Source organism: Nocardioides sp. Kera G14, assembly GCF_020715565.1.
GTDB lineage: Bacteria > Actinomycetota > Actinomycetes > Propionibacteriales > Nocardioidaceae > Nocardioides.
On the sequence record NZ_CP085839.1, the window covers coordinates 3,050,477 to 3,063,029 of the forward strand.

The following is a 12,553-nucleotide window of genomic DNA, read 5'->3' on the forward strand; positions in this document are numbered from 1 at the left end:
GGGTCTCCTACCGTCGAGTCCGGGGCTCCTCACCCGCCGGCGAAGGGCGGCAGTACGTGGACCTCGGCCCCGTCCGGCAGCGGCTGATCGGCCTCCGCCTGGGCGCCGTTGACCAAGAAGGAGCTGGCCATGCAGACACCGCGGAGGTCGGGCCGCGACGAGAGCTCGGCCTTCAGGTCGGCGAGCGTCGAGGCCACCAGCTGTTCGCTCTCGACGCCGGCCGCCGCCTTCGCCCCCGCGAAGTAGCGGACAGTCACGGTGGCCATGCGTACAGGTTACGGCGTCAGCGGAGGAGTGCCCGTAGCCAGCGGTCGCGCAGCGCGACGAGGACGACCACGGCGATCAGGATCATCGGCAGCGACAGGGCGATCGCCTCCTCGGGGCTGGACTGGAAGGCCGTGAGCACACCGGTGGGGGCGGTCTGGGTGTGGTCGATGACGTTGCCCGCGAAGAGCACGGTCGCGCCGAACTCCCCCAGCGCTCGCGACCAGCAGAGCACCATGCCGGCGCCGAGTGAGGGCAGCGCCATCGGCACCGTGACCCGGAGGAAGACCTGCATCCGGCTGGCGCCGAGCGTCGCGGCCGCCTCCTCGTGCACCCGGTCGCCGACCCGGAAGGCCCCCTCCAGGGTGACGACGAGGAAGGGCATCGCGACGAAGAGTTGGGCCAGCACGACGGCCGCCGGTGTGAAGGCGAGCGACATGCCGAACCACTGGTCGAGCCACTGGCCGAAGACGCCGCGGCGACCGAAGGCCAGCAGCAGCGAGAGACCGCCGACGACGGGCGGCAGCACCATCGGCAGGGTTACGGCAGCGCGGAGGAGGCCACGGCCCGGGAAGGAGATCCGCGCCAGCAACCAGGCCAGAGGCGCCCCGAGGACTGCGGCGATCGCCGTGGTGATCGCCGCCGCGATGAGCGACAGCCGTACGGCGGCGCCCACATCCACGCCGTCCGCGGAGTCGGCATGGCCGTAGATCGTCGGCAGATCCGCCCACGGCGCCCGGATGAGCAGCGCGACGGTGGGCAGGACGAGGACCAGCGCCGCCAGCAGGGCCGGCGGGAGCAGCATCCATGGGGGACGAGTCGGCATCACGGTCTCATGGTGTGGTGAAGCCCGCCTCGGTCAGTGCCGCGACACCGGCCTTTCCGCGGACGAAGGCGACGAAGGCCTTCGCGAGCGCGGACTTCCTCGAGTCCTTGAGCGTAGCGATGGGATAGGACGTCGTCGCACCCTCGGCCTGCGCCTCGGTGAGCGGCACGCCCGTCACCTTGTCACCTGCCGCCTTGACGTCGGTCACGTAGACGATGCCGGCATCGACCTCACCCGACTGGACGACGGCGAGCGTTGACTTCACGTCCGGCTCTGATGCGGTCGGCGTGAAGGTGAGCCCGTTGTCAGTGGCGAGCTGTGTTGCGAGCGCACCACAGGGAGCAGTCGTCACACAGAGCGCGAGCTTCACACCGGGTTCAGCCAGGTCTGCCAGTGACGTGATGCCCTTCGGATTTCCCGGGGCGGTCGCGATCTCGGCCGTGTTGCCGGCGAAGGTCTCCGGCGTGCCTGCGACGAGGTCGGCAGCGACCACGGCGTCCATGTTCTTCGGAGCCGCCGACGCGAAGACGTCGGCGCCCCCGGCCTCGGTGATCTTCGTGGCCAGATCCCCGGACGACCCGAACTCGAAGACGACCTTGGCACCGTCATGCGCCTGCTCGAACTCCTTGCCGAGCTCCGTGAAGGTCCCCGTGAGCGACGAGGCCGCGAAGACCGTGATCGTGCCGGCGAGATCACCCTCCGTGGCGCCGGTGTCGGAGCTGCTGCCGCAGGCGGCGAGGAGGGGCGACAGAACGAGGCCGGCGGCGATCACTGCGAGCGATTTCATGTCCGCACCATAGTTAGGAAATACCTAAGCAGAAAGCCGGTCTTAGGATTCGGCCCATGGAATACCTGCGGATCGGCGAGGTGGCGAAGGCCGTCGGCGTCAGCCCCGACACGCTGCGCCGATGGGAGGTCGAGGGCCGGGTCACCTTCGAGCGGCGCGGAAACCAGCGCGTGCTGCCCGCGGACCGGTTGAGTGAGCTCAAAGCCTCCCTCGCGCCGACACAGCGCGGCACCAGTGCGCGCAACCACTTCGAGGGCATCGTCGTCGCCGTCACGAAGGACGGTGTCATGGCCCAGGTCGAGCTTGCCTGCGGTGACTACCGCGTCGTCTCGCTGATGAGCAGGGAGGCCGCCGAGGAGCTCGGACTCGAGCCCGGCGTACCGGCGACCGCCGTCGTGAAGGCGACCAGCGTGATGGTGCAGGCCTCGTCGTGAGATCTGACGCATAAAGTCGGTCTGTCGCAGCGCGGCATGGCAGGCTTGGTGACGACGCGATCGCGAAGAGGGGTGGGGCCCATGGAGTTCGACGTCCGCCAGTGGCACTTCCGCGGCGCCGTCGGTCTCTGCATCGTCGCCTCGATCTGCTACCTCGCCACGTTCACGACGTCCGAGGTCTCCGGCGAGGTCACCACGTACTACCTCGCGAGCCTCGCGGCGATCGTCCTCGTCTGGCTGCTGGGCCTCCGCTGGCTGAGGCGACCCATGCTCTACGTCTGGCCACTGCTCGACTGCCTCGGCATGATCGGCGCCTCCCGGCTCGCCCCCACGGCCGCGGTCCTCTCGATCGCCGCGATGGCCGTGGGTTTCCTCTACGTCGGCTTCACCCAGCCGCGCGGAGGGTCGCTCGTCAAGCTTCCCGTGGCGATCGTGGCCTACTGCCTCGTCGTCGACCTGCCTCTGGACCAATTGGCGGTACGACTCTCGCTCAGCATCGTGGTCTGGCTGTCGGTCTCCGAGCTGCCGGCCTGGTTGATCGCGAACCTCGCCGAGGCTCGCCGGTCGCTGGTGAAGCTGGCCGCCACGGACGCCCTCACCGGCCTGCCGAACCGCCGCGAGTGGGACACCGAGATCGCCGCGCTCTCGACCGGTCGCCGGCCCTTCGCCGTCCTCCTCGTCGACCTCGACCACTTCAAGGAGTACAACGACCGGTACGGACACCTCGCCGGCGACGACCTGCTCAGCGAGTTCGGCCACCGCCTGACGGCCGTCGCCGGGCCCGGCAACCTCGTGGCCCGCTGGGGCGGCGAGGAGTTCGCGGTGGCGCTGATCGGCGCCGACCTCCCGGCCGCGCAGGCCGTGGCGTCGGAGATCCTCGTCGACGTCCCTGACGCCCAGACCTGCTCGATCGGCATCGCCGTGCACCAGGGCGGCGAGGGTGGTCGCGAGCTGCTCGACCGCGCCGACAAGGCGCTGTACGCCGCCAAGTCGGCCGGCCGTGCGCAGCACGCCGTCGCCTGATCTCAGCGGATCCGCGAAATGCCGCAGGCCCGGACCCGCGTGAGCGGATCCGGGCCTCGCCGATGGTGCTGATCTCCATCGTGCTGGCGGAGGTGGCGAGATTTGAACTCGCGATGGGTTACCCCAAACCGCATTAGCAGTGCGGCGCCATAGACCGGACTAGGCGACACCTCCACGACAGCGCGTCCGAGGTTACCGGGCCGGTGGCCCCGGTCACCAATCGGGCTCGGACCCGGTCCCTACCGACGCAACTGGCCCTGCTGCAGGAAGCCCTGGAGCTGGCGGACGAACTCGTCCTTCTGCACCGCGAGGAGCTCGACCGGGATGGTCGTCGTCGTGCCGTCCTTGAGGCGGAGCACGACGCAGTCGATGCCGTGCGGTGAGGTCGTCACCGCGTCCTCGACGGCGGCCCAGCGGGCCGAACGGGTCCCGGCGCCGCGTACGAGGCGGACCTCGTAGGCGTCGGGCGTGGCCCTGACGACGTACGCACGGCTGGAGAGCCACCACGCGAGGACGCCGAGGCCGATCAGACCGAGGACCGCGATGACGATCATGACGTCGGGGGTGAGATCGGCGGCGACGAACACCACCGTCAACGCGAAGACGACGATCGCGAGGGCCACGAGGTAGAGGCCGATGAACCGCACCCGGACCTGGGGGGCGAGGCGGTAGTACGTCATCTCGGCAGCGCTGTCAGACACGCGGGTGGTGAGGGATTCGAACCCCCGGTTGCTTTCACAACTTCGGTTTTCAAGACCGACGCAATCGACCACTCTGCCAACCACCCTGAACCCGCAGAGGATATCGGGCTCGGCGTCGAGGCGGCGATTCAGGCAAGCACGACGAGGACGTCGCCGTCCTGCACCTTGTCACCCGGGGTGACCTTGACCAGCTCGACGACGCCCGGCGCCTCGGCCAGGACGGGGATCTCCATCTTCATGGACTCCAGCAGCACCAGGGTCTCCCCCGCCTCGACCCGCTGCCCCTCGGTCACCTCGACGGCGAGGACGACGGCGACGAGCTCGGCCGCGACGGGACGCTGGCCCCTGGAGGTGCTGGACATGCTCCGACGCTAGGTCCGCGCCCACCGCGGGGGCGTGCACGTTTCCTACAACAATGAGCCGGTGCGTTTGGGCTCCGGGCGCACAGCCTTCTCGCGCTCCTCGAGGAGACGGCCGCGACGGCCGACCGCCCTGCGACCGGCGGTCGTGCCGGTGAGCGCGAGGTCGAGTCGGATGACGACGTACCCGAGGATGAGGCCGATCACGAGGCCGTAGCCGACGGAGAGGACGACCTCGATGACGCCGATCCCGGGGTTCATGAGCGAGGAGGCGACCGCCGCGGTGCCGGCCGTGCCGAACGCGCAGACCCACCAGCCCTGCCGGCGGCGGGCGCGCATGTGGGTGCCCCACGCGAGGGCCGGTACGCCGAGGAGCGCCTCGACCGGGCGCGGGAAGGCGCCGACGTGGTCACGGCACCAGCGGACGAGGTCAAGACCGCTCTCGACGAGTCCGGAGTCGGCATAGCGGCGCAGTGCCTCGGCGTAGAGCAGCGTCGCGACGAGCACGATCGCCCCGACCAGGACGATGACGACGCCGCGTCGACCGAGCCCGTGCAGGCCCGCGCCAAGCCGGTAGACCAGGGTGAAGGCGCAGACGAGGGAGAGGACGAGGACGGCGTATCCGAAGCGGTCGACGTCGACCTGCGGTCTGAACCCGAGCGCCGCCACGGCGCCACCGGCCGCCACCACGATGGCCAGGCAGGTCTCCCGGACCGCCGCGAGCACCCGCACCGCCGGGACGGTGATCACCACGCCGAGGACCGAGGCGATCGCTGCCAGTACGGCGGCCGCTCCCGTGTCCAGCACGGGCCGGTCGGCCACCAGGGTGACCACCCCGGCCACCGCAGTCAGCACACTGAAGACGAGGGGCCGGCCACCCGTGCGGGCGGAGAGCACCCACACGTAGGCGGCACCGATGACGACGCTGCCGGCGCCGCCGAGCCACTCGGGGCCACGATCCAGGCCGTTGCCCAGGACGAGGGCGGCCCCGCCCACGAGGATCACGACGACCCACAGGACGATCTCGACCAGCGGCGCCTTCGGGGTGTGGGTCGGCTCGACCGCCATCGGGGTCGGGCCCTCGAGGGCGGTCTGTCGACGCGGCGTGGCCGGCGCCAGGGGCGGGACACCGCGGGTGATGGTGTCCGCGCTCGGGATGCGGGTCGGCTCCCGCGTGACGACGGGCTCCGGGGCGGGAGCGGGCGCAGGGGCGGGCGTCGGGATGCCGTCATCGTGCTCCACGAACGCCGGGATCGACTGCGTGTCGGCCGGTCGCGCAGCGCGCTTGCCGCCCTTCGGACGCCTGCTGGAACGTGGCGCCGGCGTTGCGGCGCGGCGACGTCCCCCAGGTTCACTCACGGTCGGTGACCTTACCGCGGCGGGTCACGGGCTCAGAGCCGGCGATTGGCGAGCGAGGGGTTGGTCGCGCGGGCCTCGGCGAGGCGGCTGGCGGCCAGCGTGGCGGTGATCGTCTCCTCGCCGTCGCCGGCCTCCGCGAGGACGTCACCGAGCGGGTCGACGACGACCGAGTGCCCGGAGTAGCGCGGCGCCGGCTGGCCGCACGCCGCCACATAGACGGTGTTCTCGATCGCCCGGGCGCGGGCCAGGGTGCGCCAGTGATCGACCTTCCGCTCGCCGGCGACCCAGGCCGCCGGGACGACCAGCACCTCCGCGCCGGCGGCGACGAGGGCGCGGGCCAGCTCTGGGAAGCGCAGGTCGTAACAGGTCATCAGCCCGACCCTCGCGCCCGCGACCTCGACGACGGTCGGCGTCAACGGGCCGGCGCTGAGCCGCTCGGACTCCTTGTAGCCGAAGGAGTCGTAGAGGTGGATCTTGCGATAGTGCCCGGTCGCGGGCGTGACGCCGTCGGCGACGAGGAGGGTGTTGTACGGCGGCCCGTCGGTCGCCTCGGCCATGCCCGCGACGATCGTGGTCGCCCTCTCGGAGGACACGCGGCGGAGCTCGGTCGCGAAGGGACCGTCCAGCCGCTCGGCGTACGGGATCAGGGAGTCGGTCACCGGACCGAAGTCGCGCTGGAAGACCTCCGGCAGCACGACGAGGTCGGCGCCGGCGGGGGTCAGCTCGGCGAGCCGGGCGGTGTTCGCGGCAGGGTCGAGACCAGAGGCGGCCTGCACCAGTGCGACATCGAGCTTCTCCCACCCCATGACGTCCAGCCTAGAACTCACTAGTGTGACGTGGTGCTCGAGACGTGGGCGGCGATCATCCTCGCCGGTGGACGCGGAAGCCGCCTTGACGGCGTCGACAAGGCCGGCATCGAGATCGCCGGCCGGACAATGCTCGAATGGAGCCTCGACGCGTGCATCGACGCCTCCGAGGTCGTGGTCGTCGGCGAACATGTGCCGACCGACCGGCCGGTGACCTTCACACGGGAGTCACCACGTTTCGGCGGGCCCGTGGCCGGCCTCCTGACCGGTGTCGACGCGCTGCTCCGTCGCCCGGCGTACGTCGGCGTGCTGGCGGTCGACATGCCGCACCTGACCATGGGCACGATGCGACGTCTGACGGACGCCGCCGAGTCCGCGGGCGGTGACGGAGCGGCCCTCGTCGACCCGACCGGACGGCGCCAGCTCGCGATGGTGCTGCGACGCGACCGGCTGCTGGAGGTGCGGCCGAGCTACGAGGCACAGCACTCGATGGCGCTGCACGCCCTGCTGTCGCCGCTCTCGCTCGCCGACGTCCCGGCCGTCGGCGACGAGCACCGCGACATCGACACCTGGACCGACCTGCGCGACCTCGACGAGGCCTGACACCAGCGGTCAGAGGTACATCCCGCTGGGCTGCCCGGGGGCGGGCTGCTCACCGTCGGGTGCCCCGCCCTGCAGGCTCACGCCCGGCGGCAGGCCGCGGCGGATCTGCTCGAACTGCGCCCGAGCAGCGACCTGCTGCGCATAGATCGCGGTCTGGATGCCGTGGAAAAGCCCCTCGAGCCAACCGACGAGCTGGGCCTGGGCGATCCGCAGCTCGGCCTCACTCGGCGCCTCCTCGGAGAACGGCAGCGCGAGCCGGTCGAGCTCCTCGACCAGCTCGGGGGCGAGGCCCTGCTCCAGCTCCTTGATCGACGACTCGTGGATCTCCTTCAGCCGAGCGCGGCTGGCCTCATCGAGTGGAGCCGACTTCACCTCCTCGAGGAGCTGACGGATCATCGACCCGATGCGCATCACCTTCGCCGGCTGCTCCACCAGGTCGGTGATCGACTTCTCCTCGGACTCCTCCGCCTGGGTGGAGTTGCCGGGGGACTGCGGCTCGACGATGGTCACGTCCGGGGCGTACGACGGCTGCTCGCTCATGCCGCCCACTGTAGTGAGGCTAGGTTGGAGCTCATGCGGGCTGTGATCGCGCGGGAGCCGGGTGGGCCGGAGGTGCTGGAGGTCCAGGAGGTGACCGATCCGGCGCCAGGCGCCGGTGAGGTCGTCATCGAGATCGTCGCCGCCGGGCTCAACCGCGCCGACCTGCTGCAGCGCCAGGGCTTCTATCCACCTCCGCCCGGCGCCTCCGACATCATCGGCATGGAATGCAGCGGCCGGATCTCCGCGGTCGGCGAGGACGTCGACGGCTGGCAGGTCGGCGACGAGGTCTGCGCCCTCCTGGCTGGGGGCGGTTATGCGACCACGGTGGCAGTGCCTGCGGGCCAGGTCATGCACGTCCCGGCCGGTGTCGACCTCGTCGAGGCTGCCGCGCTGCCCGAGGTAGCGTGCACGGTCTGGTCGAACATCGTGATGCATGCGGGCCTCGAGCAGGGCGACCTGTTCCTCGTGCACGGCGGGGCAGGCGGGATCGGCTCCTTCGCCATCCAGCTCGCCTCCGCCCTCGGTGCGCGGGTGATCACCACCGTCGGATCGGCCGACAAGGCGACGTACGCCCAGAGTCTGGGTGCGGAGCGGGCGATCAACTATCGCGAGGAGGACTTCGTCGAGATCGCCCAGGGGCTCGGCGGGGCCGACGTCATCCTCGACAACATGGGCGCGAAGTATCTGATGCGCAACGTCGAGGCCCTCGCTGACGGCGGTCGGCTCGCGATCATCGGCCTGCAGGGTGGGGCCAAGGCCGAGCTCGACATCAACGCGCTGATGCGGAAGCGGGCGGCGGTGATCGGCACCACCCTCCGTTCACGCCCGACCGACGGACCGCGTGGCAAGGCCGCCATCTGTGCCGAGGTCGTCGAGTACGTCTGGCCGCTCATCGAGTCCGGCCGGGTCAAGGAGCAGGTGAGCCGGACGTTCCCGCTGGCAGAGGCAGCTGAGGCCCACCGGCACATGGAGTCCGGTGACCACACCGGAAAGCTCCTGCTCACGACCTGAGCCCAAAGTTCGACGGTGGGAGAGCCCGGATTCGGCGGGGTCAGTGGGCGTAGCGGCGGGCGGCGGCCCAGCCGAGGAGCCCCACCAGCGCCAGCGCGAGGCCGGGTGCCGCAGCCCTGAGGAACGGCGTGGGATTGGCCTCGCCGACGCGCTTCAGCTCAACCGTCGGGGCGGCGGGCGTGGCACCGACAGGCTCGCCCGCACCGAGGACCGCCTGCACGCGGGCGAGGAGCTGGTCGCTCGCCAGGGCGCTGCCGGAGGCGGCGCCGGCGACGAGGCGGTCGCCCTTGACGGTCACCATCAGCACGTAGCGCTCGTCAGGTGTGAGCTTGCCGAGGCCGCACCGCCCGGCAGGGGTCGTGACCAGCACGGAGGCGTTGGCGACTGTGCCCTTGTAGACGCGGTCGACATTGACGGTGGAGACGAATCCGTCGGCGTTGGTCGTGCTCGAGGCGACGACGCCCGTGAAGACCGCCGAGGCCCGGTCCATGGCCGCGGCCGGGAGGGGCTTCGCACAGGCGGCGGGCGCCGCGCTCGCGACGCCGCCCATGCCCGGCGCGACGAGAACCAGCATCCCGAGCGCGGCGCTCGGGACGAGGAGGGCCAGTAGACGACGGAGCATGGCGCCCATCCTCACAGACCCAGCAATTCCGCGAGGACCGTGGCCACGCCGTCGTCGTCATGCCCGGGCGCGAGGCGCGAGGCGCACGACACGACATCGGGATGCGCATCGGCCATCGCGTAGGAGAGCCCGGCCCACGTCAGCATCGGCAGGTCGTTGGGCATGTCGCCGAACGCGACGACGTCGGTTGCGGCGATGCCGAGGTCCTCGCAGAGCATGGCCAGGGTCGACGCCTTGGTGACGCCACGGGCGCTGATCTCGAGCAGCGGGAAGGACGAGTGCGTCACCTCGACGACCTCCCCCACCAGCTCGACCGCCGAGGCGACGAACTCGTCGGGGTTCGCGCCGTCGCGCCTCGCCATCAGCTTGAGCACCGGGCCGGCGAGGATCTCCTCGAGCGAGCCGACCCGGACCGGGGCGATCCGGCGTCCGTGGACGAGACCCTCTTCGACCGACCAGCCCTCCACCGTCTCCACGGAGAAGAGCACGTCGGGCATCGACTCGCGCAGCGTGCTCGCGACGGACAGTGCGACGTCGGGCTGGATCGCCCGCTCCAGTCGCGGTCCGTCGGTGGCCACGTCCCACACCATCGCACCGTTCGTGACGATCGCGAGACCGTGGCTGCCGACGTACTCGAAGACCTCACGCGCCCAGCGCAGCGGCCGGCCGGTCACGAAGACCACCGGCACGTCGCGTCGGTCGAGCTCCGCGAGCACCGAGGCCGTGTACGCCGACACCGACCCGTCCGTGCGGATGAGGGTGCCGTCGAGGTCGGTCGCGACGAGGCGCGGAGTCCGCGCGGGGGCGGCGGCGGAGCTGGGAGACATCGCGATCATTCTCCCCCGCACTGACCGCGCCCGCCCAGTTTCGGTGCACCTCGCTGATGACACAGGTTTGCGAATGACCGGGTCAGCGGCTCTCGGGCGCGGCCTCACGCGGTCGGAGAGAGGTCGTTACGGGCATGTGGAGGGCCGCCTGGGCCTCGGTCGCCACATCGAGACGGAGCGTCTTGATCGGCTTGAGCGCACGAAGGTCGTCGGACATCCGGCCCTCGCCGAGCTCGAGCTTGAGGCCACGCGGCAGGCTGACGCTGCCGGCACTGAGCAGGTTGGTCTGGTTGAACGTCGACTGCCAGATGCCGTTGACCTTCGTGTAGGACGTCAGGGACGAGACCCGCTCGCCGGAGCGGAACCTGGACTGTTTGGGCGTCGGGGCGGCGAAGGCGATGTCGACCCCGCCTGCGTCATTGGCGACGCGCGCGGTGGTGGTCTCGTTGTCGATGTCCACGTCGAGCTCGGTCACCCACTTGGGGAAGCCGTAGCCGTCGTGGCCACGGACCTGGGCGATCTCCGTGTTCACGGGAAGGGCGAAGACGTAGGAGTGCAGGTGGTCGTTCTTCAGGTCGGTGACGAGGTCCAGGAAGCCGAGCCCGCCGTGGCGGGCAGGCTTGACGGCGACGCCGACGGCAGCCTCGGTGTAGAAGTCGATGTCGCACACGTCGTACCGGAAGAAGATGACCGAGGCCAGGCCGATGCCCGGCGCGATCTCGAGCGGCTCGAGCTCCTCGGGGAGCCGTGAGCGGATCGCCGAGGAGCGGGCGAGCATGGTGAGCCGCGCCGACGACATCCGGTAGTAGAAGTTGGGCGTGTACGTCTCGCCGATCGGCGAGCCGACCTTGGTCTTGGACAGGCCACGGAAGAAGTCGACGTTGCTGACGCGCGGGTCGGCCGCAACCTGATCGAGGTCGGGATCCATCCGGAAGCGGTCGTAGTAGCCGCCCTTCGGGACGGTCACGGTGCGTCTCCCGAGCTCAATCGTGACGCTCTCGGCCGGCTGGGTGATTGACATGAGTGCTCCTCGTTACGGTGCGATGTTGACACTGCTCACAGCAGCTTCGTACTCTATGTGAACATTGTCAACATTCACTACTGGAGAAGCCCCATGTCGTCGCCGATCTACACCCCGCTCGTCCTGCGCAGCGGATCCGTGCTTCCCAACCGGCTCGCCAAGGCCGCCATGGAGGAGAACATGTCCGCCCCCGGGCAGCTCCCGGGCGAGGAGCTCTTCGCGCTCTACCGTCGCTGGAGCGAGGGGGGCGTCGGGCTGATCATCACCGGGAACGTGATGGTGCATGCCGAGGCGCTCACCGGGCCGGCAGGCGTCGTCCTGGACGCCAACTCACCGATCGAGCCCTTCCGGGAGTGGGCCAAGGCGGCCAAGAGCGGCGGGGCGCAGGTCTGGATGCAGATCAACCACCCCGGCCGCCAAGTCATGGCCGACATGCCCGGCGTGGCATGGGGTCCGTCGCCGATCCGCGTCGACATCGGCAAGAACAGCAAGCGCCTGGCCCAGCCCACCGAGATGACCCCCGACCAGATCGAGGCGACCATCGCCCGGTTCGCCACCACGGCTCGACGCGCCGAGCGCGCCGGTTTCGACGGAGTCGAGATCCACGCCGCCCACGGCTATCTGCTCTCCCAGTTCCTCTCCCCCCTCGCCAACCGCCGCACCGACGAGTGGGGCGGCTCCCTCGAGAACCGGGCACGTCTGCTGCTCGACATCACCCGCGCCATCCGCGCGGTCGTCGGCGGGGGCTTCGCGGTCGCGGTCAAGCTCAACTCCGCCGACTTCCAGCGCGGAGGCTTCGACGCCGACGACGCCAAGAAGGTCATCGATCTGCTCGCGCCGCTCGGCGTCGACGTGGTCGAGCTCTCCGGCGGCAGCTACGAGAGCCCGGCGATGTCGGGCCGCTCCGCCGACGAGCGCACCCTGGCCCGGGAGGCCTACTTCCTCACGCTCGCCTCCGAACTGGCCGAGTCCAGTGCGTTGCCGATCATGCTCACGGGCGGCATCGTGCGTCGTCCTATCGCCGAGGAGGTTCTGAGCGGTGGGATCGACATCGTGGGCATGGGCACCGCGCTCGCCGTCGATCCGGACCTGCCGAACACCTGGCGCCGCGACGCGGAGGCGAAGGTCGTGCTCAAGCCGGTCACGATCAAGGACAAGGCGATCGCCTCCGCAGCGGGCATGGCCCGCGTCCGCTACCAGTTGCGACGTCTGGGTCAAGGACGACGTACCCGGCCGTCCGTCCACCCCGTCGGTGCCTATCTCCGTGAGATGCTGCATCGACGAGGCGCCCTGCGGCAGTACGCCGCCTGGCTCGAGACCCGTGAAGCCGACCGATGAGTCATGAGCCGACATCGGTGAGTCTGCGCGAG

Annotated in this window: 16 protein-coding genes and 2 tRNA genes; 5 read left to right on the forward strand and 13 right to left on the reverse strand. The window is 70.4% G+C overall.

All coding sequences use genetic code 11. From position 1 onward, the window contains the following. Window positions 1-29: 29 nt before the first annotated feature. From LH076_RS14900 to modA, 3 genes are read right to left on the reverse strand one after another with little or no spacing between them, the layout of a single operon-like run. Window positions 30-266: a MoaD/ThiS family protein gene (locus LH076_RS14900; RefSeq protein ID WP_227781541.1), complete on the reverse strand. Its 237-nt coding sequence runs from the start codon at window positions 264-266 to the stop codon at window positions 30-32. Between the two features lie 17 nt (window positions 267-283). Further along, window positions 284-1,090, reverse strand: a complete 807-nt coding sequence (locus LH076_RS14905; RefSeq protein ID WP_227781542.1) for an ABC transporter permease — start codon at window positions 1,088-1,090, stop codon at window positions 284-286. A 7-nt stretch (window positions 1,091-1,097) separates the two neighbouring features. Continuing rightward, complete coding sequence (gene modA / locus LH076_RS14910) at window positions 1,098-1,877, reverse strand: molybdate ABC transporter substrate-binding protein (protein ID WP_227781543.1); 780 nt, start codon at window positions 1,875-1,877, stop codon at window positions 1,098-1,100. Window positions 1,878-1,933: 56 nt separating this feature from the next. On the opposite strand from modA, the gene LH076_RS14915 reads away from it, so the two are divergent. Next, entirely contained in the window at window positions 1,934-2,311 is a 378-nt protein-coding gene (locus tag LH076_RS14915) for a TOBE domain-containing protein (RefSeq protein WP_227781544.1), read from the forward strand. An 81-nt stretch (window positions 2,312-2,392) separates the two neighbouring features. Next, complete coding sequence (locus tag LH076_RS14920; protein WP_227781545.1) at window positions 2,393-3,334, forward strand: GGDEF domain-containing protein; 942 nt, start codon at window positions 2,393-2,395, stop codon at window positions 3,332-3,334. Window positions 3,335-3,418: 84 nt separating this feature from the next. Here LH076_RS14920 and LH076_RS14925 read toward each other — a convergent pair. The 6 genes from LH076_RS14925 to LH076_RS14950 all read right to left on the reverse strand — a co-directional run bounded on the left by LH076_RS14925 (window position 3,419) and on the right by LH076_RS14950 (window position 6,559). Further along, window positions 3,419-3,508, reverse strand: a tRNA-Ser gene (locus LH076_RS14925). A gap of 65 nt (window positions 3,509-3,573) precedes the next feature. Continuing rightward, window positions 3,574-4,035: a hypothetical protein gene (locus tag LH076_RS14930; protein WP_227781546.1), complete on the reverse strand. Its 462-nt coding sequence runs from the start codon at window positions 4,033-4,035 to the stop codon at window positions 3,574-3,576. Between the two features lies 1 nt (window position 4,036). Next, window positions 4,037-4,121, reverse strand: a tRNA-Ser gene (locus LH076_RS14935). 42 nt (window positions 4,122-4,163) lie between these two features. Then, window positions 4,164-4,397, reverse strand: a complete 234-nt coding sequence (locus LH076_RS14940; protein ID WP_227781547.1) for a biotin/lipoyl-binding carrier protein — start codon at window positions 4,395-4,397, stop codon at window positions 4,164-4,166. A 45-nt stretch (window positions 4,398-4,442) separates the two neighbouring features. Continuing rightward, window positions 4,443-5,753, reverse strand: coding sequence for a hypothetical protein (locus LH076_RS14945; RefSeq protein WP_227781548.1), 1,311 nt, complete (start codon window positions 5,751-5,753; stop codon window positions 4,443-4,445). Between the two features lie 32 nt (window positions 5,754-5,785). Further along, window positions 5,786-6,559, reverse strand: a complete 774-nt coding sequence (locus LH076_RS14950; RefSeq protein ID WP_227781549.1) for a carbon-nitrogen hydrolase family protein — start codon at window positions 6,557-6,559, stop codon at window positions 5,786-5,788. Between the two features lie 33 nt (window positions 6,560-6,592). Here LH076_RS14950 and LH076_RS14955 point away from each other — a divergent pair, with 33 nt between their 5' ends. Further along, window positions 6,593-7,162, forward strand: a complete 570-nt coding sequence (locus LH076_RS14955; RefSeq protein WP_227781550.1) for a molybdenum cofactor guanylyltransferase — start codon at window positions 6,593-6,595, stop codon at window positions 7,160-7,162. Window positions 7,163-7,171: 9 nt separating this feature from the next. On the opposite strand, the gene LH076_RS14960 is transcribed toward LH076_RS14955, so the two are convergent. After that, entirely contained in the window at window positions 7,172-7,702 is a 531-nt protein-coding gene (locus LH076_RS14960; protein WP_321573715.1) for a bacterial proteasome activator family protein, read from the reverse strand. Window positions 7,703-7,735: 33 nt separating this feature from the next. Here LH076_RS14960 and LH076_RS14965 point away from each other — a divergent pair, with 33 nt between their 5' ends. Beyond that, window positions 7,736-8,713 carry an NAD(P)H-quinone oxidoreductase gene (locus tag LH076_RS14965; protein ID WP_227781551.1) on the forward strand — a complete coding sequence of 326 codons (978 nt, stop codon included), beginning with the start codon at window positions 7,736-7,738 and terminating at the stop codon, window positions 8,711-8,713. Between the two features lie 40 nt (window positions 8,714-8,753). On the opposite strand, the gene LH076_RS14970 is transcribed toward LH076_RS14965, so the two are convergent. The 3 genes from LH076_RS14970 to LH076_RS14980 form a co-directional block, all read right to left on the reverse strand. Beyond that, window positions 8,754-9,335 (reverse strand): hypothetical protein, encoded by a 582-nt coding sequence (locus tag LH076_RS14970; protein ID WP_227781552.1) that lies wholly within the window; start codon window positions 9,333-9,335, stop codon window positions 8,754-8,756. A gap of 11 nt (window positions 9,336-9,346) precedes the next feature. After that, complete coding sequence (locus tag LH076_RS14975; RefSeq protein WP_227781553.1) at window positions 9,347-10,162, reverse strand: HAD family hydrolase; 816 nt, start codon at window positions 10,160-10,162, stop codon at window positions 9,347-9,349. A gap of 82 nt (window positions 10,163-10,244) precedes the next feature. Then, the gene (locus LH076_RS14980; RefSeq protein WP_227781554.1) at window positions 10,245-11,183 is read right to left on the reverse strand and encodes an acetoacetate decarboxylase family protein; all 939 of its coding nucleotides are present in this window, start codon (window positions 11,181-11,183) and stop codon (window positions 10,245-10,247) included. Between the two features lie 93 nt (window positions 11,184-11,276). Between LH076_RS14980 and LH076_RS14985 the strand changes: the two genes are divergently transcribed. Beyond that, the gene (locus LH076_RS14985) at window positions 11,277-12,521 is read left to right on the forward strand and encodes an NADH:flavin oxidoreductase/NADH oxidase family protein (protein ID WP_227781555.1); all 1,245 of its coding nucleotides are present in this window, start codon (window positions 11,277-11,279) and stop codon (window positions 12,519-12,521) included. The last annotated feature ends 32 nt before the right edge of the window (window positions 12,522-12,553 follow it).